The organism is Ruegeria sp. E1, assembly GCF_056534225.1.
Map to the genome: position 1 here is coordinate 25,364 of NZ_JBQFPE010000017.1, position 22,471 is coordinate 47,834.

At 58.5% G+C, this 22,471-nt stretch carries 18 protein-coding genes; 9 read left to right on the forward strand and 9 right to left on the reverse strand.

Features of this window, described 5'->3' with window-relative positions; translation table 11 throughout:
- The first annotated feature begins 56 nt into the window (after positions 1-56).
- Together ACR0FG_RS18585 and ACR0FG_RS18590 are read left to right on the forward strand one after the other, a co-directional pair.
- Positions 57-1,805: a type I secretion system permease/ATPase gene (locus tag ACR0FG_RS18585; RefSeq protein WP_480894637.1), complete on the forward strand. Its 1,749-nt coding sequence runs from the start codon at positions 57-59 to the stop codon at positions 1,803-1,805.
- Positions 1,802-3,172 carry an HlyD family type I secretion periplasmic adaptor subunit gene (locus tag ACR0FG_RS18590; protein ID WP_480894639.1) on the forward strand — a complete coding sequence of 457 codons (1,371 nt, stop codon included), beginning with the start codon at positions 1,802-1,804 and terminating at the stop codon, positions 3,170-3,172. Before ACR0FG_RS18585 ends, ACR0FG_RS18590 begins: the two co-directional genes overlap by 4 nt.
- Before the next feature lie 32 nt (positions 3,173-3,204).
- On the opposite strand, the gene ACR0FG_RS18595 is transcribed toward ACR0FG_RS18590, so the two are convergent.
- Together ACR0FG_RS18595 and ACR0FG_RS18600 are read right to left on the reverse strand one after the other, a co-directional pair.
- Positions 3,205-4,512, reverse strand: coding sequence for a GH1 family beta-glucosidase (locus ACR0FG_RS18595; RefSeq protein ID WP_480894641.1), 1,308 nt, complete (start codon positions 4,510-4,512; stop codon positions 3,205-3,207).
- 1 nt (position 4,513) lies between these two features.
- Positions 4,514-5,545, reverse strand: a complete 1,032-nt coding sequence (locus ACR0FG_RS18600; protein WP_480894643.1) for a LacI family DNA-binding transcriptional regulator — start codon at positions 5,543-5,545, stop codon at positions 4,514-4,516.
- 220 nt (positions 5,546-5,765) lie between these two features.
- Here ACR0FG_RS18600 and ACR0FG_RS18605 point away from each other — a divergent pair, with 220 nt between their 5' ends.
- The 5 genes from ACR0FG_RS18605 to ACR0FG_RS18625 all read left to right on the forward strand — a co-directional run bounded on the left by ACR0FG_RS18605 (position 5,766) and on the right by ACR0FG_RS18625 (position 12,020).
- The gene (locus tag ACR0FG_RS18605) at positions 5,766-7,034 is read left to right on the forward strand and encodes an ABC transporter substrate-binding protein (RefSeq protein WP_170716380.1); all 1,269 of its coding nucleotides are present in this window, start codon (positions 5,766-5,768) and stop codon (positions 7,032-7,034) included.
- 67 nt (positions 7,035-7,101) lie between these two features.
- Positions 7,102-8,109, forward strand: a complete 1,008-nt coding sequence (locus ACR0FG_RS18610; RefSeq protein WP_480894645.1) for a carbohydrate ABC transporter permease — start codon at positions 7,102-7,104, stop codon at positions 8,107-8,109.
- Between the two features lie 11 nt (positions 8,110-8,120).
- On the forward strand, positions 8,121-9,269 hold the full coding sequence (locus ACR0FG_RS18615) for a carbohydrate ABC transporter permease (protein WP_480894647.1): 1,149 nt from the start codon (positions 8,121-8,123) through the stop codon (positions 9,267-9,269).
- Positions 9,270-9,278: 9 nt separating this feature from the next.
- On the forward strand, positions 9,279-10,934 hold the full coding sequence (locus tag ACR0FG_RS18620) for an alpha-glucosidase (protein ID WP_480894648.1): 1,656 nt from the start codon (positions 9,279-9,281) through the stop codon (positions 10,932-10,934).
- Positions 10,935-10,937: 3 nt separating this feature from the next.
- Complete coding sequence (locus tag ACR0FG_RS18625; RefSeq protein WP_480894650.1) at positions 10,938-12,020, forward strand: ABC transporter ATP-binding protein; 1,083 nt, start codon at positions 10,938-10,940, stop codon at positions 12,018-12,020.
- Positions 12,021-12,028: 8 nt separating this feature from the next.
- On the opposite strand, the gene ACR0FG_RS18630 is transcribed toward ACR0FG_RS18625, so the two are convergent.
- The 7 genes from ACR0FG_RS18630 to ACR0FG_RS18660 are packed head-to-tail and all read right to left on the reverse strand — an operon-like array spanning position 12,029 to position 20,427.
- A complete protein-coding gene (locus ACR0FG_RS18630; protein WP_480894652.1) occupies positions 12,029-13,306 on the reverse strand; it encodes an aspartate aminotransferase family protein in 1,278 nt (425 codons plus the stop codon).
- A gap of 1 nt (position 13,307) precedes the next feature.
- Positions 13,308-14,411: a mandelate racemase/muconate lactonizing enzyme family protein gene (locus ACR0FG_RS18635; RefSeq protein WP_480894654.1), complete on the reverse strand. Its 1,104-nt coding sequence runs from the start codon at positions 14,409-14,411 to the stop codon at positions 13,308-13,310.
- A complete protein-coding gene (locus ACR0FG_RS18640; protein WP_480894656.1) occupies positions 14,408-15,514 on the reverse strand; it encodes a mandelate racemase/muconate lactonizing enzyme family protein in 1,107 nt (368 codons plus the stop codon). Before ACR0FG_RS18640 ends, ACR0FG_RS18635 begins: the two co-directional genes overlap by 4 nt.
- On the reverse strand, positions 15,511-15,795 hold the full coding sequence (locus ACR0FG_RS18645; protein WP_480894657.1) for a cupin domain-containing protein: 285 nt from the start codon (positions 15,793-15,795) through the stop codon (positions 15,511-15,513). Before ACR0FG_RS18645 ends, ACR0FG_RS18640 begins: the two co-directional genes overlap by 4 nt.
- Positions 15,792-16,898 (reverse strand): mandelate racemase/muconate lactonizing enzyme family protein, encoded by a 1,107-nt coding sequence (locus tag ACR0FG_RS18650; RefSeq protein ID WP_480894660.1) that lies wholly within the window; start codon positions 16,896-16,898, stop codon positions 15,792-15,794. The genes ACR0FG_RS18645 and ACR0FG_RS18650 overlap by 4 nt, the downstream gene beginning before the upstream one ends.
- The gene (locus ACR0FG_RS18655; RefSeq protein WP_480894662.1) at positions 16,895-17,977 is read right to left on the reverse strand and encodes an alcohol dehydrogenase family protein; all 1,083 of its coding nucleotides are present in this window, start codon (positions 17,975-17,977) and stop codon (positions 16,895-16,897) included. The genes ACR0FG_RS18650 and ACR0FG_RS18655 overlap by 4 nt, the downstream gene beginning before the upstream one ends.
- Positions 17,974-20,427 (reverse strand): FAD-dependent oxidoreductase, encoded by a 2,454-nt coding sequence (locus ACR0FG_RS18660; protein ID WP_480894665.1) that lies wholly within the window; start codon positions 20,425-20,427, stop codon positions 17,974-17,976. Before ACR0FG_RS18660 ends, ACR0FG_RS18655 begins: the two co-directional genes overlap by 4 nt.
- A 65-nt stretch (positions 20,428-20,492) precedes the next feature.
- Between ACR0FG_RS18660 and ACR0FG_RS18665 the strand changes: the two genes are divergently transcribed.
- Together ACR0FG_RS18665 and ACR0FG_RS18670 are read left to right on the forward strand one after the other, a co-directional pair.
- The gene (locus ACR0FG_RS18665; protein WP_480894667.1) at positions 20,493-21,380 is read left to right on the forward strand and encodes a MurR/RpiR family transcriptional regulator; all 888 of its coding nucleotides are present in this window, start codon (positions 20,493-20,495) and stop codon (positions 21,378-21,380) included.
- Positions 21,377-22,462: an aromatic ring-hydroxylating oxygenase subunit alpha gene (locus ACR0FG_RS18670; RefSeq protein WP_480894668.1), complete on the forward strand. Its 1,086-nt coding sequence runs from the start codon at positions 21,377-21,379 to the stop codon at positions 22,460-22,462. Before ACR0FG_RS18665 ends, ACR0FG_RS18670 begins: the two co-directional genes overlap by 4 nt.
- The last annotated feature ends 9 nt before the right edge of the window (positions 22,463-22,471 follow it).

Consider the following 22,471-nt stretch of genomic DNA (forward strand, 5'->3'; position numbering starts at 1 on the left):
CCAACGGGGTGGCGGCGCAGGTCGCCACCCTTTCACCCTGAAAAGAGATCACCGTCATGTTTCAGAAAAAATCATCCGTAAAATCAGCCTGGTCCTCGCTACGGGGCGGCTTTTTTGCAGTCGGCTTCTTCAGCCTTGTCCTTAACCTTCTTATGCTCGCCGGTCCGCTTTATATGTTGCAGGTCTATGATCGTGTGCTCACCAGCCAGAACATGGATACGTTGATTGCCCTGACCTTGCTGTTGGGCGGCGTGTTCATCGTCACCGGCCTGCTGGACCTGATGCGGGTCCGCATCCTGAACCGCCTTGGCGCGCGGTTCGAACTCAAGATCGGAGCGCCGCTGCTGCAGGCCGCGATCCGTCGTCGCGTACAGGGCAAAACCGCGGACGGAGATAACCCGGCCGCAGATATTACCGGGCTGCGCGATTTCATTTCCGGTCCAACGCTGACCGCATTTTTCGACGCGCCGTGGATCCCGATCTATCTGGCGGTGCTGTACATGCTGCACCCTTATCTGGGTGCGCTGGGTCTTGCCGGTGCACTGACCCTTACAATTCTGGCCCTGATCAACAATTCACGCGCGGCGGATGTGATGCTGGAAGCGTCCCGTGCGCGTGGCAGGTCCGACGCCATGTTCACCACCGGTGAGCAAAACGCAGAGCTTGTCCAGTCGATGGGCATGAATGGTGATCTCGCCCGTCGCTGGACGGCTCTGCAACTTGATGCGCACAGTCTGAAAACGCGCGTTTCTGATCGCATCTCCAGTTTTTCGGTACTGTCCAAGACAATCCGAATGGCGCTGCAGTCGGGAATGCTGGGTCTGGGGGCGGCGCTTGCCATCACCGGGCAGACGACCGCGGGCGTGATGATCGCAGCCACGATTGTTCTGGCGCGGGCCCTTGCACCTATCGATCAGTTGATCGGCCAATGGCGCGGGTTTCTTGCAGCGCGGGGATCATACAAGACCCTTCGCGCATTGGATGAGGCATTCCCCGAGCAGCCCAGCCGTCTACCATTGCCTCGGCCCCAATTGGCGATCAACACCGTGATCGTTCAGGCGGGCCCTCCCCTGGCGCGGAACGCGACGATTTACGGGATCGAGTTTGCCGTCACCGCCGGGGATGTCGTGGCTGTCATCGGCCATAGCGGTTCCGGTAAGACAACGCTCGCCAAGATGCTGGCAGGTATCTGGACACCTCAGCGAGGCGCCATTCGTCTGGATGGTACACCCATGGCAAAATGGGATCCGCAGGCGCTGGGTCATATGATCGGATATCTGCCGCAGGATGTGCAGCTGTTTGATGGCACCATCCGGGACAACATCGCGCGGTTTTCGACTTCGGTGGACGATGCCAAAGTCTTTGAAGCCGCCGTTGCTGCCGATGTCCACGACCTGATCAGCAGTCTGCCAGACGGGTACGAGACGCATCTGGGTAACGGATTTCACCTCTCCGGCGGTCAACGTCAGCGCATTGCGTTGGCGCGGGCGCTGTATAACGACCCGTTCATTCTGGTGCTGGACGAGCCGAACTCGGATCTGGATGCACAAGGAGAGCTTGCCTTGCGCAATGCCATTCGTGGCGCCAGCGCCCGCGGTGCCATCACCTTTGTCATGACCCATCGCCCCAGCACGCTGGAGGCAGTCAACAAGGTTCTGACGATGAACAAGGGAAACCAGACTGGCTTTGGCGACAAGGAAGACATTCTGCGCCCCCGGCAGCAGACGGGGCTTGCCACTCAGCAACAGCCGCAACTTGGCGGGCAAGAGGGGCAAAAACAGATCCGGAAAGGAGCATCGCAATGACACCTGTAGTTTATAACCAACCGGCGCAGGGCGTACTGCGTCTGGAAGATTTCAACCGTGTTGAACAGAAAGTACCGGGCTCGGGCATCAAAGGTTTTGTGGCCTTGGGATTGCTGGTCGTGGCTGGTTTCGTAGGCGGTGCCGCCTATTGGGCGGCTGCTTCGAAGCTGGACGGCGCGGTGGTGGCTCCTGCATCTTTTGTGGTCGAAGGCAACCGGAAAACTGTTGAACATCTGGATGGCGGCATTGTGCGTTCCATCCTTGTTGCCGATGGTGATTTGGTCGAGGCCGGACAAACTCTGGTCGAGCTGGACAGCACTGATCTGGACGTCAATCTGGACGTGATCTCAAGCCAGTTGGGCGAGTTGACAGTGCGGCGTGCACGGTTGATCGCGCAGATTAAGGGTCAGGAGTCCTTTGATCTGGCGGACGTCGTGACCTTGCAACGCGTGGCCATGCGCAGTGTGGACTTGGATCACGCCTTTGTAACGCAAAAGCAATTGTTCGACGCCGATATTCAGACGCGCAAGGCTGAGCAGAACCTGCTGGATCAGCAGATCGCCAATCTGCGCGACCAGATAAGCGGGTTGCAGGCGCAGCGACAGGCCAATGGTCGGCAGATGGACATCACCCGAGAAGAACTGGGCAATCTGGAAACCTTGCTGGCAAAAGGTCTTGTTGCCGCAAACAGGGTCAACAGCCGCCGCGTCGAGGTTGAACGCTTGATTGGCGTCGATGCTTCTCTAACGACGCAAGAGGCGCAGGCGCGCAATCAGATCAGCGAATTGCAACTGGCCAGCATAGGTGCGCAATCGCAGCGGATCGGAGCGGCCTCGGCAGAACTTGCGCAAGTCGAGGCGCTGTTGGCCACGCTTGAGCCGCAATATGCCGGTGCGGTCGAGCGGCGCAAGCGCGTGGCCGTTACGGCCCCGGTCAGCGGGCGAGTCGTTGGTTTGACGGTCTTTACCGCAGGCGGCGTCGTGCGACCAGGAGAGGCCATTCTGGATATTGTGCCAGCAGATCAGCCCCTTGTGATCGAGGCGCGTGTGAACACGGCTGACATTGAAAAGCTGTATGTTGGTCAGTCGACCCGAGTTCGGCTGTCAGCTTTCGATCAGGGTGACATTCCCGAAGCGACCGGCACGATCTCGGATCTGTCCGCCGACAGTCTAGAGGATGACAGAACCGGAGAGCCCTATTATCTGGCGCAGGTCCGGCTGGATCGGGAACAGCCGGATCAGGTTACGGCGCTGGAACTTCTGCCCGGAATGCCTGCGGATTTGTTCGTAAACACAGGTGAGCGGACGGCGCTAAGCTATCTCGCCCAACCTCTGCGCGACCGTCTGGCGCGAACCTTTATCGAGTGATGTACAGGCGGCCGGTGCGCAGACCGGCCGCCTTAGCCTGCAAGGGCAGATTTCAGTGCATGAAATGACGCTTTCGGCGTCCGTTCCAGGGTGTCGAAATCCACATCGACCAACCCGAACCGCTTTTCATACCCCAAAGCCCATTCATAATTGTCGAGCAAGGACCACACAAAATAGCCGTTTACGGGGACGCCGTGATCGATCGCATGGCGTACTGCTGCCAGATGTTTGTTCAGGTAATCGATACGGTCGGAATCCTCCATGCGTTCGGGGCTGGCCATGCCGTTTTCGGTCACAAAAATAGGCAGATCGCCGGTATGATCCCGGGCTGTGCGCATCAGAAAACGCGACAGGGCATCCGGTTCAATTTCCCATCCCATCTGGGTCTTGGGTAAGGGGCCTGGTACCTCTTGCAAGTGCGGCCAAGGACCGTCGGTCGGCGCAATCAATTTCCGCGTATAGTAATTCAGCCCGCACCAGTCGACCGGCGTGCTTATGGTGTCAAAGTCATCCTGCCATCCAGTCGGCAAATACGGCTCCAGCCCCTCCAGCACGTTTTGGGGATAGGCTTTGTTGAATACGCCGCCCAGAAAGAATCGGTTGTATATCCCGTCATAAAGAGCGGCCGCTTTGTGCGCCGCGTCGCTGTCATCTGCGGGTTCTGCCCATTCCAGATTGAACACAGCGCCGAGGTTCTGCATCCCCAATCCGCGCATCACCTGAATGGCGCGACCATGGGCCAGCAATACGTGATGCATGGCCCGCGCAGTGGCACGGATGTCACGCAAGCCGGGGGCGTGGTGGCCGTCGAAATGGCTGAGCCAACTGACACACCAGGGTTCGTTGATCGGGGCCACACTGAACATCCGGTCCCCGATGCGGGCCATGATGGTTTCGGTGAACTCAGCAAACCAGTTTGCGATCTCAGGGTTCCTCCACCCGCCCAGATCGGCAAGGGGTGAGGGCAGTTCCCAGTGATACAAAGTGGCACAGGGTTTGATGCCGCGTTCCAGCAAGCCGTCGGTCAGGCGATCATAAAAGTCCAGTCCCTCTTGATTGACCTGACCCCGACCTTCGGGCAAGACGCGGGCCCAGCTGGTCGAAAAGCGATAGCAATCGAAACCGGCATTCTTGATCAGATCCAGATCCTGTTCAAAGCGACGATAGTGATCGCAAGCCAGATCGCCATTCTCAGCACGAACCACGTTTCCCGGCGTCGCGGCGAAGCTGTCCCAGTGGGTCTTGCCTGCACCCCCTTGGGCGTGCCCTTCGATCTGATAGGCCGAGGTTGCAACACCGAACTGAAAACCTTCGGGGAAGTCGCTGCGTTTGTGTTTCATATCAAGACCTTTGAGGGGCAGGGCCGGTCGAGCTGCCGACAACCAGTTCGGCCTCAAGCAGCAGCGATTTCGGCGGGTCGTTGGGGGCGTTGATGCGTTCGATCAGCATCTCGGCAGCAAGCTCACCGGCATGTCTGACGGACGAGCGTGTGGCGGTGAAGATCGGCACATCAAGGCCGTTTTGCATATACGAAAGCTCGTCGTCATGGGCGATGACTGAGACATCTCGGCCCATCACCAATCCGCGTTCTTCGATGGCGCGCCGGACGCCAACGGCGGAAATGATCGACGAGGCCAGAATGGCCGTGGGCGGGTCATCCAGATCCAGCATCTCGCTTGTGGTTTGATGGCCGTAAATCTCGGTCATTTCGGCGCTGCGGGACAGGATCGGGTCGGGGGTCAGGCCGGATTGCTTGTGCGCGGCCAGATATCCCTGCCGCCGACGCTGCGCAAAATCCATGTCTTCCAACCCATTGATCAAGGCAATGCGGCGATGTCCGAGATCGATCAGGAACTGGGTCGCTCGTTCGAATGAACGCTGATTGTTCACGTCGATCCAGTCGTAAGGTTCGCTTGCCCCGGTTGATCGCCCATGGACAATGAATGGCACGCCCATGCGCGACAGGACCGATATTCGGGGCTCGTCCACCTTTGGGCCTTGCAGAACAATCCCATCCACGGCACCGCGCGAGAAAAGGCCGCGATACGCTTCTTCGATTGTGGTGTCCGGCGCGTAGGTGAACATCATGTCGTAACTGTTTTCGGCGTATTTCTTTGCGGCCCCGGCGACGAAATCGCCAAAGATCGGGTTTACCATTTCGTGCCGCGACGATCGGGGGATCACGTGCCCGATGACCATCGAACGACCGGTGGCCAGCCCTTTGGCACGGCTGTTTGGGCGGTATCCGTGTTCGTCTGCAGCGGCTTGAATCCGCTGGCGCGTTTTCTCGTTCACCTCAGGGTATCCGTTCAGGGCACGACTGACCGTCGTTTGTGAAAGCCCGAGGATTTCCGAGAGTTGTTTGAGGTTCATAGCTTTCAAAGCGCCTTCAAATTGTGGCTCCCTCTGTTTTGTGGGGAAATTTGAGTTCCGTCAATATATTTTACCGGAATATCCTTGAAGCATTAAAATAAGGGTATTCGAAACTGGTTATTGACAGGTCATGAATGTTAGCGGATAACATTCAGCATTCAAAGCGCTTTGAAAGTGAGTCTCGATAGCGCGAGAAGAGATAGAGTTGGGAGGAAAGCTCATGAAACACTCGCTTTACGCAGGCGCGGCAACGTTCGCCCTGATGGCGGGCGCGGCGTATGCCGACAAGGTCACCGTATTTGGGCCATGGCTTGGCCCGGATCAGGAAAATGTTGAAAAGGTTCTGGACGGTTTTGCCGCCGCAACCGGGCATGAGTACGCCTATGTCGGCTCGGACAGTTTCGAGCAGCAAATCCGGATCGACGCCGAGGCGGGATCCGCCCCCAACGTGGCCGTGTTCCCGCAGCCGGGATTGGCTGCAGACATGGCCAAATCCGGTTTCCTGACGCCATTGGGCGATGGCACCGCGGACTGGATCCGCGACAACTATGCTGCGGGTCAGTCCTGGGTTGATCTGGGCACCTATCCGGGTCCGGATGGGCAGGATCATCTCTACGGGTTCTTCTACAAGGTCGATGTGAAATCGCTGGTCTGGTATGTTCCAGAGAACTTTGAAGATGCAGGCTATGAAGTTCCCACCACGATGGAAGAGCTGAAGGCGCTGACCGATCAGATCGTGGCAGACGGCGAAACGCCGTGGTGCATCGGTCTGGGGTCCGGTGGCGCGACGGGCTGGCCCGCGACGGATTGGGTCGAGGACATGATGCTGCGCACCCAGTCGCCTGAAGATTACGACGCTTGGGTCGCAAACGAGATGAAATTCAATGACCCCAAGGTGATTGCGGCGATCGAAGAATTCGGAGCATTCGCCCGGAATGATGACTATGTCGCTGGTGGCGCAGGGGCAGTTGCAACAACCGATTTCCGCGATAGCCCGAAAGGCATGTTCAGCTCACCTCCGCAGTGTTATCTGCACCGTCAGGCGTCGTTCATTCCCGCCTTCTTCCCGGAAGGAACGGTTGTGGGTGAAGATGCGGATTTCTTCTACTTCCCCGCGTATGAAAGCAAGGATCTCGGCAGCCCGGTTCTGGGCGCGGGTACCTTGTGGGCGATCACCAACGACAGCCCCGGCGCACATGCGCTGATCGAGTATCTGCAGACCCCCGAGGCGCATGAGACCTGGATGCAACTGACTGGCTTTCTGACACCGCACAAGGGTGTCGATACCTCACTGTTCTCGGACCCGACGTTGAAGAAGATGAACGACATTCTTCTGGGCGCGACCACCTTCCGGTTTGACGGATCCGACCTGATGCCCGGCGGCGTGGGTGCCGGAACCTTCTGGACAGGTATGGTTGACTATACCGGTGGAACATCGGCGCAAGAGGTTGCTGATGAAATCCAATCCTCCTGGGACGCGCTTGACTAAACGCGTCTGAAAGCGGGCGATCTGAGCTGTCGGATCGCCCCAATCCCCTTTTGCTACGGAGAGCGTCATGCATCCGGCATTTCAGGGCCTGCTGACCATCGCCATCGGCGTGTCGGGGTGCGTAGGCTACTTCTTCCTGTCCAATCAGTTTCTGGACAAAGTCCTGTTCCCGCCGCGCGGTCCCAATGCGGGCCGAAACATCAACCGCGCGAACATGATCCGACCATGGCTGTTTTTGTTCCCGGCACTCGTCGCGCTGGGCCTCTATCTGGCCTATCCGGTTGTTGAGACCTTGCGCCTGTCTTTGACCGAACGGGTGCCCGGCGGCGGCTATCGGTGGGTTGGGCTGGACAATTATGCACAGATGGTGGCCGAGCCCAAGTTCTGGGAGGCGATGCGCAACAATATGTTCTGGCTGATTGTTGTGCCGGCCATGTCAACGGCTTTTGGGCTGTTGGTTGCGCAGCTGACCGACCGAATTCGTTGGGGAAATCTGGCCAAAGCGTTGATCTTCATGCCCATGGCGATCTCGTTCGTTGGCGCTTCGGTGATTTGGAAACTGGTTTATGACACTCGACCGGCCGAACAGGATCAGATTGGCATCCTGAATGCGCTTTATATCTTTTTCGGCGGAACCGAGCCGCAAACCTGGCTGACCATACCGTTCTGGAACAGTTTCTTCCTGATGGTGGTTCTGATCTGGATTCAAACGGGCTTTGCCATGGTGATCCTATCGGCCGCCTTGCGCGGTATTCCCGAAGAAACCATCGAAGCTGCCATTCTGGATGGTGCCAATCCGTTTCAGATCTTCTTCAAGATCAAGGTTCCGCAAATCATGACAACAATCCTTGTTGTCTGGACCACGATCACGATCACCGTTCTCAAGGTCTTTGACATCGTATTTGCGATGACAAACGGACAGTGGGAGACACAGGTTCTTGCCAACTACATGTACGACAAACTGTTCCGCGCCAATGACTGGGGCGTGGGTTCGGCTTCGGCCATGGTCATCATGTTGCTGGTTGCACCAATTCTGATCTGGAACGTGCGCAATGCGCGCAAAGAAATGCAGTAGGGGGACAGGCGATGAATGACATAGCAGGAACCCGACCGGCCCTCAGATGGGTTGTCCATGCATCGGTGATCTTTCTGGTGGTTCTCTGGGTAATGCCGACGCTTGGTTTGCTGATTTCGTCTTTCCGGACCGCAGATCAGATTGCGACAAATGGATGGTGGAAATCTCTGTTCCCGTCCGAGCAAAACCTGACTCTGCGGAGTGCAGCGCCGGACACGCAGGTGGACGAAAACGGCGTCTACGTCATCGAGGGGAACCTGTTCGAGGCAGGAACCACGGTTACGATCTCGAAATGGGGTGTTAGCTCTCGTGCGGTGGATGCGTTCGATCCGGGCGAGACCGCCGAGTTACGTCGTGGTGGCACGATCACGGTGGACGCCCAAGGCAACTATCGGATGGAAAACACCGAAGAATTCACCGGCAGCCGGGGCGCGCGCGTCTTTGTGACGGCGGAACTGCCACCGGAATTTACGTTGGACAACTACCATAAGGTGCTGTTGGCCGAAGACAGTACCGACAGCATGGGCAAGGCCTTTTTCAATACGCTCACGGTTACGATCCCGGCAACGATCATCCCGATCCTTGTCGCAGCCTTTGCAGCCTATGCATTGGCATGGATGGACTTTCCGGGCCGCGCCCTGCTGATCGCAGCGGTGGTTGGGCTGTTGGTTGTGCCCCTGCAACTGGCCCTGATCCCGCTGCTGAAATTCCACCTCAATATCGGGATTGGCAAAGGATATCTGGGCGTCTGGATGGCGCATACCGGGTTCGGGATGCCACTGGCGATCTACCTGTTGCGCAACTACATGGCCGGGCTGCCGCGTGATCTGATCGAAAACGCGCGCGTCGATGGGGCGACCGAGTTTCAGATATTCACCAAACTGATCCTGCCGCTCAGCTTTCCGGCGTTGGCGTCCTTTGCGATCTTCCAGTTCCTGTGGACATGGAATGACCTGCTGGTCGCTAAGGTGTTCCTGATCGACGCCTCGGGCGAGACTACGGTGATGACCAACCGAATTGTCGAGCTTTTGGGCACCCGTGGCGGCAACTGGGAAATTCTGGCGACAGCGGCATTTGTGTCGATCGCTGTGCCATTGGTCGTTTTCTTCGCAATGCAGAAATATCTGGTGCGCGGCCTGCTGGCCGGATCAGTCAAGTAAAGGCGTGTCATGAACGTGCAAAACAATCTGAACCAAAGCAAAGCAACCAAAGCGCCCGGTGACTGGTGGCGCGGCGGGGTGATCTATCAGATCTATCCGCGCAGCTTTCAGGACAGCAATGGAGACGGGATCGGCGACCTGAAGGGCATCACGCAGCGCCTTGGCTATATCGCCTCGCTTGGTGTCGACGCGATCTGGATTTCGCCTTTCTTCAAATCTCCGATGAAGGATTTTGGCTACGATGTCAGCGACTATCGTGATGTCGATCCGATGTTCGGCACGATGGCGGATTTCAAAGATCTTCTGGATCAGGCGCATGGCCTTGGTCTGAAGGTGATGATCGACCTTGTGCTGTCCCATACGTCGGATCAGCATCCGTGGTTCATCGAAAGCCGCGCAGATCGCGAAAACGCCAAATCCGACTGGTATGTCTGGGCCGACCCAAAGCCGGATGGCACGCCACCCAATAACTGGCTGTCGATCTTTGGCGGCTCAGCCTGGCAATGGGATCCCCGCAGATTGCAGTATTACCTGCACAACTTCCTGACCTCGCAGCCTGATCTGAATTTCCATTGCACCGAAGTTCAGGATGCTCTGCTTGACGTTGCACGGTTCTGGCTGGATCTGGGGGTGGACGGGTTCCGACTGGACACGATCAACTTCTATTTCCACGACGCTCAGTTGCGCGACAACCCCGGCCTGCCGATGGACCAGCGCAACGCCTCGATCGCGCCGATGGTGAACCCGTACAACCATCAGGATCATCTGTATTCCAAAAGCCAGCCTGAGAATATTGCCTTCCTCGAACGCCTGCGCGCCCTGACCGACGAATATGAAGGCCGGGCCTGTCTGGGGGAGGTTGGTGACGCTCAGCGCGGGCTGGAAATCATGGGCGAATACACCACCGGCGATAAGCGGATGCACATGTGTTATGCATTCGAGTTTCTTGAAAAACGAGCGCTTACTGCAGCCTATGCCAAGCAGGTGTTCGACCAACTTGAGGACAAGGCCGGTGACGCGTGGCCTTGCTGGGCCTTCTCGAATCATGACGTGCAGCGCCATGCCTCGCGCTGGGGGCTCGACTATGCGGCGATCCGTCAGCACGCGGTTCTGATGATGTGCCTGCGTGGCTCGGCCTGCCTCTATCAGGGCGAAGAGCTGGGCCTGCCCGAAGCGGATGTTGCGTTTGAAGATCTGCAAGATCCCTATGGCATCGAATTCTGGCCCGAGTTCAAGGGCCGCGACGGGTGCCGGACACCGATGGTCTGGACGGCGCAGGATGAACAGTCGGGTTTCAGTTCGGGCAATCCCTGGCTACCGGTGAGTTCGGCGCAGGCAGAGCAGGCTGTGGATCGTCTGGAACACGACCCGCAATCCATGCTGCATCACTATCGCCGCGCGATTGCGTTGCGCCATGCGCATTCGGCGCTGATGTCGGGCTTGCAAACCGGCATGGCACAGGACGGATCGGTCCTGAGCTTCACCCGTGAGGACAATGCCGAACAGGTGTTCTGCGCATTTAATCTTGGTTCGGAACCCGCCGAAGTCGGCCTGCCCGGTGGCGACTGGCACGTAATCGGGGAGGAATTGGGCGGCGTTCATGGGGCAGGCACGGTAACGCTGAACGCCGCTCAATTCTGTTTGCTGGCCCGGGAAAAGAGGTAAACCATGTCGGAACTCAAACTCACGGATGTCGCCAAATCCTATGGGCCGGTCGATGTTCTGAAACACATTGATCTGGATATCGAACAGGGTGAATTGGTTGTTTTTGTTGGCCCTTCGGGGTGCGGCAAATCCACCTTGCTGCGGATGATTGCAGGGTTGGAAAAGATCACCGGCGGAACGCTTGAGATCGAAGGGCAGGTCATGAACGATGTTCCGCCTGCGCAACGGGGCATTGCGATGGTCTTTCAAAGTTATGCGCTGTATCCGCATTTAACCGTACGCGAGAACATGTCCTTTGCCTTGAAAATTGCCAAACTGCCCAAGGCCGAAGTAGATCAGGCTGTTGAGCGCGCCGCAAAGATCCTGCAACTCGAACCGCTTTTGGATCGTTTACCCAAGGCTCTCTCCGGTGGACAGCGTCAGAGGGTTGCGATCGGGCGGGCAATTGTGCGGGATCCCAAGGTCTATCTGTTCGATGAACCTCTCTCAAATCTGGATGCCGCCCTGCGCGTCGCCACCCGGATCGAGATCGCGCGCCTGAAAGAGGCTATGCCCGACAGCACGATGATCTACGTGACCCATGATCAGGTCGAGGCGATGACGCTGGCCAGCCGGATCGTGGTTCTGGCCAATAAAGGGATCGCGCAGGTGGGTACACCGCTTGAGCTGTACGAAACACCGGACAATGAATTTGTCGCGCAGTTTATCGGCTCGCCTTCGATGAACCTGCTTTCGGGGACGATTGCGGAAACCGGCCAAAAAACCACCGTGTCGCTAGATGGCGGGGGTGTTGCAGTTTCTACGATTCCAACCGAGGCTGCAGATGCGGGCAAACAGGTCAATGTCGGGGTTCGTCCCGAAGATTTGGTTGTTGCCGACGGCACACCTATCTTCTCGGGCGTTGTGGATTTTACCGAGGCGCTGGGCGAGGTCACTTTGCTGTATTTCGCAGCCGAAGAGGGCAAGGATCAGGTGATCGCCAAGCTGCCCGGCGTGCAGCGCAATATGCGCGGGCAAACCGTCGCCGTCGGCGCCGCACCTGACAAGGTGCACCTTTACCACAACGGAGTGTCGATGCGGCGATAAGCGCTGGCTTAGTCTGACGCCAATGCGGTGACCGCTGCTTTGACGGCCCTTCGGGTCTGTTCCAAATCCTGATCCGAAATCGCCAGAGAGGGATACAGCTTGCCCGGCGATTTGAAGATTCCGTTAGCGCGTAGCACCTCGTTATAGCGAGTGTTCCTGGCAGGGTCATCGTGCGCAGCAGTGCGATAATCGCGGCACGGCTTGTCGGTGAAATAGATATCAAACAGCGTCTCGTCACCGCAGATTCGATGCGCTATTCCGGCCTCGTTCAGGGCCTCTGATTGCATATCCTGCAACGCGCGGCCTGTGGCGCGCAGCTGGTCATAGGCCCCTTCACGGGAAAGAATTTCCATCGTTTTCAATCCAGCTGTTGCTGCGATCGGATTGCCGGACAGGGTGCCCAATTGCATCAGCCAGTTTTCTCCGCCGACCTTGGCCTTGTCGAAATGTTGCATGATCTCGGCGCTTGCACCCAACGCGGCCAGAGGGAACCCCCCTCCGATAATCTTTCCCAATGTGCAGATGTCGGGGGTCACGCCATACCGTTCTTGCGCGCCACCATAGGCAAGCCGGAAACCCGTTACGATTTCGTCGAAGATCAGCAGAACATCGTGTTGATCGCACAAGTCGCGCAGCCCCTGCAGATAACCGGGCTCGGGCGGGATGATCCGCTGCAACGGCTCGACAATGATTGCGGCAATATCTGCGTGTTCCGACAAAAGCGCCGCAACGGCTTCAAGATCGTTGAATGGGGCGATCAACATCTGATCAGCCACGCCTTGCGGAATGCCTGCGCTGTCAGGCACGGCCTGCGGAAAGTTGACCCGTTTGGCGGGTGCAAGGCTCATCTGCGCCTCGGCGCTCATCCCGTGATAGCCGCCTTCGAATTTCAGGATCTTGTCACGTCCAGTAAAAGCGCGGGCCAACCGGATTGCGTACATATCAGCCTCACCGCCCGAAGCGACAAAACGCACCTGTTCGCAACATGGAACGGCCTGAACGATGGCTTCGGCCAATTCGATGCCTTTGCTGTTATTGGCAAAAAAGGTCATGCCCTTGGGCAATTGTTCCAGAACGGCTTCCATCACTTCAGCGTGGCCGTGGCCCAGTAGCATCGGGCCCGAGCCAATCAGGTAGTCGATATATTCGTTGCCGTCTTCGTCCCAGACGCGGCTGCCTTCGCCACGCGCGATGATGATACCGGGATCAAAGTTCCCAAAACCTCCGGCGGGTAAAACGTCGTTCGCTCGGTCCACCCATTCGGATTGAGTACGAATTTTCAGCATCTCAGGCGATCTCCAATATCGGGGAACCAAGAACGTCCATGTTAGGCACAACACCTAGTCCCGGCCCTTCGGGTGGGGCAATCCTGCCGTTTTCACGGTTTGGTGCAGTCGGGCAGATACGCGGCGACACATAAGACGACAGATCACAGGTGTTCAGTAGCGATCCATGCGGCGTCGATGCTGCAAAATGCAGCGACGCAGCGGTCACTATGTCCGAGCCCCAGGTGCATTCGGCGCAGATCTCTGCCCCCAGATGCACGGTCAGATCCCGCGCTCGGCGCATCGCGGACAACCCGCCGAATTTCGACAGCTTTAGCGCCACCGCATCCATGCAACCAAGCGCGTGTGCGTGCATGAGAGAGGTCAGATCATAGGCGTTTTCGTCGATCTTCATCGGCAATCCCGTCGCCTGCCGTACGGCGGCGCAATCTTCGAGCGTTTTGCAAGGTTGTTCCAGCATCACGTCGAGATGCGCGACGGCACGGCCCGTTCTGGTGGCCTGCAAGCGGGATGCGCCGCAATTCCAATCCCCATAGACCAGTGGCCCGGGGCCAACGGCTTCCCTCACCTTGGCCAGACGTTCGGCATCCGCCTGCCAATCACCTTCGACACCCAACTTGACCTGAAACTGCCGAATGCCGGTCTGAAAAGCGGTTTTGGCGATCCGCGCCATGTCATCCGGTGCGATACAGGTGATCGAATGATAAAGCGGCATAACCGCCCGCGTCCGCCCACCCAGCAAAGCATAAACAGGTTGTCCCGTGGCTTGTCCGAACAAGTCCCAAAGCGCGATATCAACAAGAGATTTTGCGTATAGATGGCCCTGCAGGAACCCATCAAGCTTGCGCATCGGTGCATCGACACCAAATGGTGACATTCCCAGTATCTCGGGGGTCATCTCGGCGACTGCGCCCGGCACACCATCGGCAAAGGCAGGCAGGTAGTGCGGGATCGGGCACACCTCACCCCAGCCCCTGAGACCTGTATCCGTTTCAAGGCACAGGACATGAGACTTGACGGTCGCACAGGTCTTGCCGTCGGCCATGTGATAGGTTTCGTGACTGGTCAGATCGACGGGCCAGAGCGATATTTTGGTGATTTTCATTCGTAAACTCCGACCGGATTGCCAAGCGCGTCCTCATCCGGGTGAACGCCAAGACCCGGTGTTTCAGGCAAATGCAGATGCCCATTGATGTTGCGTGGCCCTCGGCCGCCCGCAATATCGACTGTGATCATGTCCTGACAGGCCCAGACGGCGTGGCAGTTGTCGTCCGGTACGGTCGCCGCAAGGTGCAGGGCCTCGGTATCTGCCAGAACCGACCCGCCGGTGGCCATCACAAACATATCGATACCATGCACCAGCGCGATATCCCGCAACCGTGCAGCCTTGGTCAGCCCGCCAACGCGGTTCAGCTTGATCCCGAATACCTCGGCCAGCCCGTCGCGAGCGATGCGGGCGGCATCCTGAAGGGTCACAAGGCTTTCATCCACCGACACGGGTGAGCAATGACGACCTGAGATCGCGGCAATGTCATCAAGCGACTCACAAGGTTGTTCGAACATCACGTTCAGTTCGGCGCAGGCGCTCATGACTTGCAGGGCTTGTTGTCGTGTCCAACCGCGGTTCACGTCGTAAAGGACGATCTCGCCGGGTTTTCGTATGCTTTCAACATCGCGCACGCGGGCAATGTCACGTTCGACATCGCCGCCGATTTTCACGGAATGTGCGATGTAGCCGCGTTGGCGATAGCGATCCATAACTTCGCGGGTCTCTTCGACCGTTTTCGCCCCCACCGAGGAGGCGATGGGGCGAGGTGTGCGGGATCCGCCACCCATCAGATCTGCGATCGGCAGACCAGCTGCTTGTCCGGCGATGTCCCAACATGCCATGTCAATCGGGCTTTTGGCATAAAGATGGCCGGGAAAGGCAAGATCCATAGCGCGTTCAACATCCAGCAGACGGCGCGGATCAAGCCCAAGAACAAAGGGGGCCATCGTCTCGATCCCGGCGCGAATGCCCGGTCCATGCGCTGGTACGTATGTGTGACCCCAAGGTGTACCTTCGCCCCAGCCGACCAATCCCGTATCTGTTTCCAGCTTGACCAGCGTTGCATCCAGGATTTCAAACTTCAGCCGCCCACCGGACAGCCAATAGGGGTGTTCGAGCGGTAGATCGACCTGATAGACTGAGATCCGGGTGATTTTCATTTCAGCTCCACCTCTACAAAGGACATGGGCGTGTCCCCGGCATTGATCACGTTGTGTTCGACGCCCGCATCCCTGCGGTATGCAGTTCCCGCAGGCACCGTCGCTTCGTTGACTTCACCATCGGGCAATTCCAGTCGCATGTTACAGTCGGTGACGGCGGTAATGACGTAATCCATCGCGTGGCGATGCCACCCGGTTTCCGCACCAGGGGTAAAATCAAAACGGGTCACCCGAACGCGCGCGTCATCAATCATCTGCGTTGCGATTGCTTGTGGTCTCATAGCGCAAACTCCTCGATCGGCGCGCCCAGGCTGTCGAAATCGGGCGTTACCCCTAACCCTGGCGTATCTGTCGCGTAGAGCTTGCCATTGTGCGACACAGGCCCGCCTATTCCGGTCGAGCGCGTGTTGTAGTTCATCAGATCCGTCGTGTTTTGTAGATACTCTTCGGGAGTTGAGGCTGCAAAATGCGCCACGGCCGCTGTTGCAATCTCACCGCCCCAGGTATCCTCGCTGACGACGGGAATGCGGTTTTCGATCAGATAATCCCGCACGCGCCGGGCTTTGCTAAGCCCCCCGAGGTTCGAGACTTTCAGGCAGCAAATTTCGGCTCCGCGATCCGCGACGATCCTTTGCGCCATGTGCATTCCGGTCAGACATTCGTCCAGCTTCATCGGTTGTTCCGCAACGCGACGGACCTGTTGGCATTCCTCATAAGTGCGGCAGGGTTGTTCAAGGATGAAATCCAGATCGCGGGTGGCCCGCGCCACCCGGATCGCGTTGTCCACGCGCCAGCCCTGATTGGCATCGGCCATGGCCTTTTCGCCTGCGTTAAGCAGGGGAACCGTGTCGCGGATGCGATCAATGTCACCGGACCAATCACCACCGACCTTGATCTGAAACTGGCGGTACCCTTGCGCGCGATAGCGGTTCATCTCGGCGATGGTCTGTTCCGTATCCTTTTGCGGAGCAACTCGGTACATCGGAGCGCCGTCGATCAACTTACCGCCCAACAACATCCAGATTGGCTGATTACAGGCTTGACCGAGAATGTCCCAGCACGCAACGTCGAACGGTGCCTTTGCATAGCCATGACCCTGAACAATTTGGTCCATTATCTGTTCAATGCGGCCAACCTGTCGGGGATCTTCGCCCAGTAACGTGGGTGCAACCAGTCGGGCCAGTGCGGCGACGCCTTCGGAATGGGCAACCATATAGTTCTCGCCACAAGGCGTGAATTCCCCACACCCCTGAAGACCTGCGTCCGTATCAACGACGACAACTGATGCGATGGCCGTTTCAATCGCGTTTCCCGCACCCCAGCGATAGGCGCCGCCGACATAGGGCAGCCCAGTCTGGAATATGCGGATGCGGGTTATTTTCACGGGATCACCACGATATTGCCGGTGTGCTTCTTCGCGATGAAGGCGGTCTGTGCCGCGTGCAATTCGCTTAGCGGATAAGTCGCGGCAAGGGCGGGCTTGATCTCACCAGCCTCGATATAGCGCACGAGGTTTTGCATCACTTGCGGATCGATAACGGTGGATCCTGTGAACGTCAGATCACGCAGATAAAATGTGCGCAGGTCGAACTCGACCATCGGACCGGCAATCGCGCCCGAGCAGGTATAGCGCCCGCCGCGCTCAAGGACGTCTATGAGCGTGGGCCAATACGGTCCACCCACCACATCCGCCACAACTGTAATCTTTTCGTCACCCAGCGCCGCGCGCAGGTTCTCGGGCGCGCGGGACATGATGCGGTTCGGGCCAAGCTCTGCGACCTCGGCGTGTTTAGCCTCGGACGCAAGGGCAACAACCCGCGCGCCGCGACGTTTGGCCAGTTGCACCAATGCACCGCCTACGCCACCTGATGCGCCTGGCACCAGAACCGTGTCACGTTCGGAGACATTTGCGCGGGTCAGCATCCCTTCGGCCGTGGAGTACGAACAGGAAAAGGTCGCAAGCTCGGCATCCGACAGTGGCGAGTTGACGGCAATTGCGTTGCGCGCGGGGGTCGTGGTGAATTCTGCAAACCCGCCATCGCGTTCTGAACCGAAATAGCCCGTCTTGTCCTTGTTCAGCGGATCAGCAGCGTCGCGCAGCCAGCCATCGGTGATCACCCGCTCGCCGATGCGGCGCGGGTCCACGCCCGCGCCCACGGCGACGATCTGGCCGCACACATCCGCACCCTGAATGCGCGGAAAGACCAAGGGTGCACCGCCCCATGTCGGATCCTCTTCTCCGACCTCCTTGAATGCGCCGCCCGTTGTGGCATCGCTGACAGTTTTTGAATACCAGCCGGACCGCGTGTTCACGTCGGTATTGTTCAGGCCACAGGCCCCGACTTTGATCAGCACTTCGTCTGGGGCGGGGGTGGGGCAAGGCCAGTCCTCGTGCCAGACCATCTGATCCAGATCGCCGTGACCCATCGTGACCATGGCCTGCATTGTTTTGGGTTGAGTCATTGCGCGGCCTCCAGTGCGGCATCGGTGCGGGGAAGCAGGCTTTGCGGGTCATACGCTGGTTCGGACAAGACGCGCGCGGCGCGGGGAGTGCCGTGGATGATGACCTGCAGTTCGGTGCCTACCGCAGCAGCTTCGGGTTTGACGTAAGCAAAGGCAAGGATTCTGCCAACCGTATGCCCATAAGCCACGGACGCGGCCGAGCCCACAACGCGGCCGTCCAGCAGGACCGCCTCACCTCCGTGCCCGTCGATCTCTCCGTCCGGTTCGATTTCGAGATAAGCGCAGATCCACGGCAGGTCGGTGTTCAGGGTCTTGTCCTTGCCCAGATAGCCCTTGTCGGTTCGGGCAAAACGCAGCACGTCTGCCTCGGCGAGTGTCACCTCGTTGGTCAGTTCACCGGCCCCTTTGAAGCCCTTCTCCATCCGCATCACATTCATCGCGAAGCTGCCATAGTCGGCGATCCCATGCGCCTCACCTGCGGACCAGAGCGCATTGTAGACGTCCAGACAGGCGTCGTTAGGCATGTGCAGTTCCCAGCCCAGTTCTCCGGCATAGGACATGCGGAAGGCCCAGACGTCGTGACCCGCTATCCTGATCTGCTGGGCCGATAGCCAGCGAAAACCGGCATTGCTAAGGTCAGCATCTGTGCAAGCGCCCAACACGTCGCGCGACCTTGGCCCGTTCAGGGACAAGGCCGACCAATCGGCGGAAAGCGCGGTGATCGTGACTTCTTCTTTGCTACGCTGTTGCGCCAGATGATCCAGCAGGCGTTGCTCGAAGAATGCGGCGCAAACGAGATAATAGCGATCCTGTGCCATGCGCACGATGGTGGTTTCCAACTCAATCCGACCCCGGCGGTTCAACATATGGGTCAGGGTGATCGAGCCGTCCTTCTGCGGCATCCGGTTCGCGGTCAGGCGGTCCAGCAAGGCATAGGCGTCGGGGCCCGAAACCTCGACCTTGGTGAAGGCGGTGACGTCCATGATGCCGACCTGATCGCGCACCGCCTTGACCTCTTGCGCGACCATGTCGTCGGCTGGCGTTCGGCGGAACGAATAATGATCCTGCTGCGCCACGCCATCGCGGGCGAACCAGCGGGGGCGTTCGAACCCATAAACCTCTTCATGCACCGCGCCTTTCGATTTCAGTACCTCATGCAGCGGCGATGGTTTGATCGGACGCCCGGCAAGCCGGTTGAAATGCGGGAAGGGGATTTCGTGGCGCAGGCAATAATCTTCCTCGGCCTTGATCACCTGCCAGTCTTTCGTGGCGTAGCTGCCAAACCGGCGCGGATCATACTCGCGCATCGAGATATCGGCCGCGCCATGTACCATCCAGCGCGCCAGCTCGCGCGTCAGACCGGGCCCCCAGCCGATCCCGATCTGCGTACCGCAGCAGCACCAGTAGTTCCGCACGCCCGGCGCAGGCCCGATCAGCGGGTTGCCATCCGGCGGATGGCTGATCGCGCCGTGTACCTCGCGCTGAATGCCAAGCTTGGCAAAGATCGGCATCCGGTTCAGGCTTTCCTCGAGCCACGGCATTACCCGGTCGTAATCGGCATCGAACAGCCAGTTCTCGTAGTCCCATGGACAATGATCGTGCCAGACCGAGTTTGGGTTCTCTTTCTCGTAGATCCCGATCAGGCCGCGCTTTTGCTCCATCCGGATATAGCCCGACACCTTCTTGTCGTCCCGGATCACCGGCAGTTCCTGTTCGAGCGCTTCGAACTCCGGCACGGGTTCGGTCACGAAGTAATGATGCGTCATCGAGGTCATCGGCAGTTGAAGGCCCGACCACTCGCCCATCTGTCGCGCATAGGTGCCGCCCGCGTTGACCACATGCTCGCAGGTGATCGTGCCTTTGGGCGTCTCGACCACCCATTCGCCGTTTTCGGCCTGCGTAATGTTCGTCGCCTGACACTGCCGGATGATCCGAACGCCTTTCTGACGCGCGCCTGCAGCCATAGCCATGGTCACATTTGTCGGGTCCACATGGCCGTCGTCAGGCGTGTGCAATGCGCCCAGCACACCATCCAGATTGTAAAACGGATGCAACTCGGCGACGCGATCCGGGCCAACTAGGTCTATGTTGAAGCCCAGAGAGCGGCCCACCGACAGCGTGTGGCGCAGCCAGTCCATCTCATCCTTGGTATAGGCCAGCCGGAAGGAGCCGCAGCCATGCCATGTCACGGCCTGCCCGGTTTCGGCCTCCAAGGCGCCGGAATATAGGCCAATATTGTAATCGACGCATTTGCCCAAGCCGAAGCTGGAGGTTGAATGGGTGATCTGCCCAGCCGCGTGCCAGGTGCTGCCGCTGGTCAGTTCGGCCTTTTCCAGCAGCACGGTCTCTGCGCCCCAGCCCTCGTGCCCAAGGTGGTAGGCAAGGCCCACGCCCATCACTCCGCCACCCACAATAACCACGCGTGCGTGGGTCGGGAAATCAGATGCCATCGGATCATTCCTCTGAGTCGATTTTGTCTCGACAGCGTAAGCAAACAAAAGTACCATCGTCAATCATGAATGGGACAAATGTATCAAGTTCGATTCTCGAACGGCTGGCGGATGAACTGTCCGAGCTGACGCCCGAGGCGCGCAAAGCCGCGACTTATGTGCTGGAAAACCCCCGTGACGTGGGGGTTTCAACCGTGCGCGAGATCGCCGAGGCGGCAAACGTGAAGCCCAACACCATCGTCCGCATGGCGCGGCAGGTGGGGTTCGAAGGCTACGAGGATTTCCGCGTGCCATTCCGTGAGGCGATCCGGCGCGGGCAGGCTGATTTTCCCGACCGCGCCCGCTGGCTGCAGGACATTCGCAAGTCTGGCAATATGGGCGGGCTTTACGCCGATATGGTTCAGGACGCCCTGCGCAATGTCGAGGAAACCTTTGCCAATATCTCCTCCGAGCAGTTGAAAGCCGCCGCCGAAGACATCTGGAGCTCGCGAAATGTGTTTGTGCTGGGCGTGGGTGTGAACAACTCGAACGCGCGGAACTTTGTCTATCTGGCATCGACCGGGATGGTGCAGTTCCACGCCATCCCGCGCCCCGGATCAAACCCGATCGATGATCTGGCATGGGCGGACCAGCGCGACGTTCTGATTGCCATGACCTGCAAGCCTTATCGCAATGAGGTGGTCGAGGCGGTACAGGTTGCGCGCGAGCAGGGTTTGAAGGTCGTGGGTCTATCCGACAGCCCAGCCAGCCCGATCCTGCGCGCGGCTGACCATGGCTTTGTCATCTCGGCAGACACGCCCCAGTTCTTCCCATCCTCGGTTAGTACGGTTGCCCTATTGGAAACATTGCTGTCCTTCGTGATCGCCGTTGCCAGCGATGAGATCGTCGAACGGGTCGAGACCTTTCACAAACGCCGCCATCAGCTTGGCCTTTACCATTCGGAGGACACGTGACAGCACCCATCCAATCCCTTGCAGCCCGGTACTACACAGACCCAGCCATCTTTCGCATGGAAACAGATGGCCTGCTGGCGCGCACATGGCAGTTTGGCTGCCACGCCTCGGAACTGGCCGAACCGGGCGCGTACGTCGCGTTTGAAGTTGCGGGACAGGACTTGTTCGCCATCCGGGGCCGCGATGACAAGATCCGCGTGTTTTACAATGTCTGTCAGCACCGCGCGCACCAACTGGTCGAGGGCACAGGAACGACGCGCGTCGTCGTCTGCCCCTACCACGCCTGGACCTACGAACTGACCGGAGAACTGCGGGCGGGGCCGAACCTCAAGGCGGTTGAAGGCTTCGACAAATCATCCGTCTGCCTGAACGAGGTGCACAGCGAAGAGTTTCTGGGCTTTGTCTTCGTCAACCTCGATCCCGACGCCGTACCCATGGACGACTGGTTCCCGAACGCGCGCGCCGAGCTTGAGGAATGGGTCCCCAACTGGGCCGATCTGAAACCGCTGGAATGGGTCGAGATACCGGAACTGTGCAACTGGAAAGTTTCGGTCGAGAACTACTCGGAATGCTACCACTGCTCGCTCAACCACCCGACCTTTGCGAACGGAGTGGTGAAGCCGGAAACCTATGATATTCAACCTCAGGGCATGTGCCTGCGGCACACGACCGAATGCCAAAGCCTTGAGAATATGACCTACGACATTCAGTCGGGTTTCAAGCATTTCGATGAATACTCCAGTTGGTTCCTCTGGCCGATGTTTTCCTTTCAGGTCTATCCGGGGAATGTGCTGAACACTTACCATTGGCGCGCCGTGGATGCTGATCACGTGGTGGTCTGGCGCGGTTGGTATTCGGTGGGCGGCGTGGACGATCCCAAGATACGGCAACTGGCGGCGCAGGATCGGGCGACGACGGTGGAAGAGGATATCCGGCTGGTCGAATCCGTACAGCGTGGCCTGCATTCGCGCGGCTATCGTCCCGGACCGCTGGTGATTGATCCCAAGGGCGGCGTAAACTCGGAACACCCCGTCATGCATCTGCAAAAATGGATGCGCGAAGCGGTAGATGGACAACCTTAAGGAACCAAA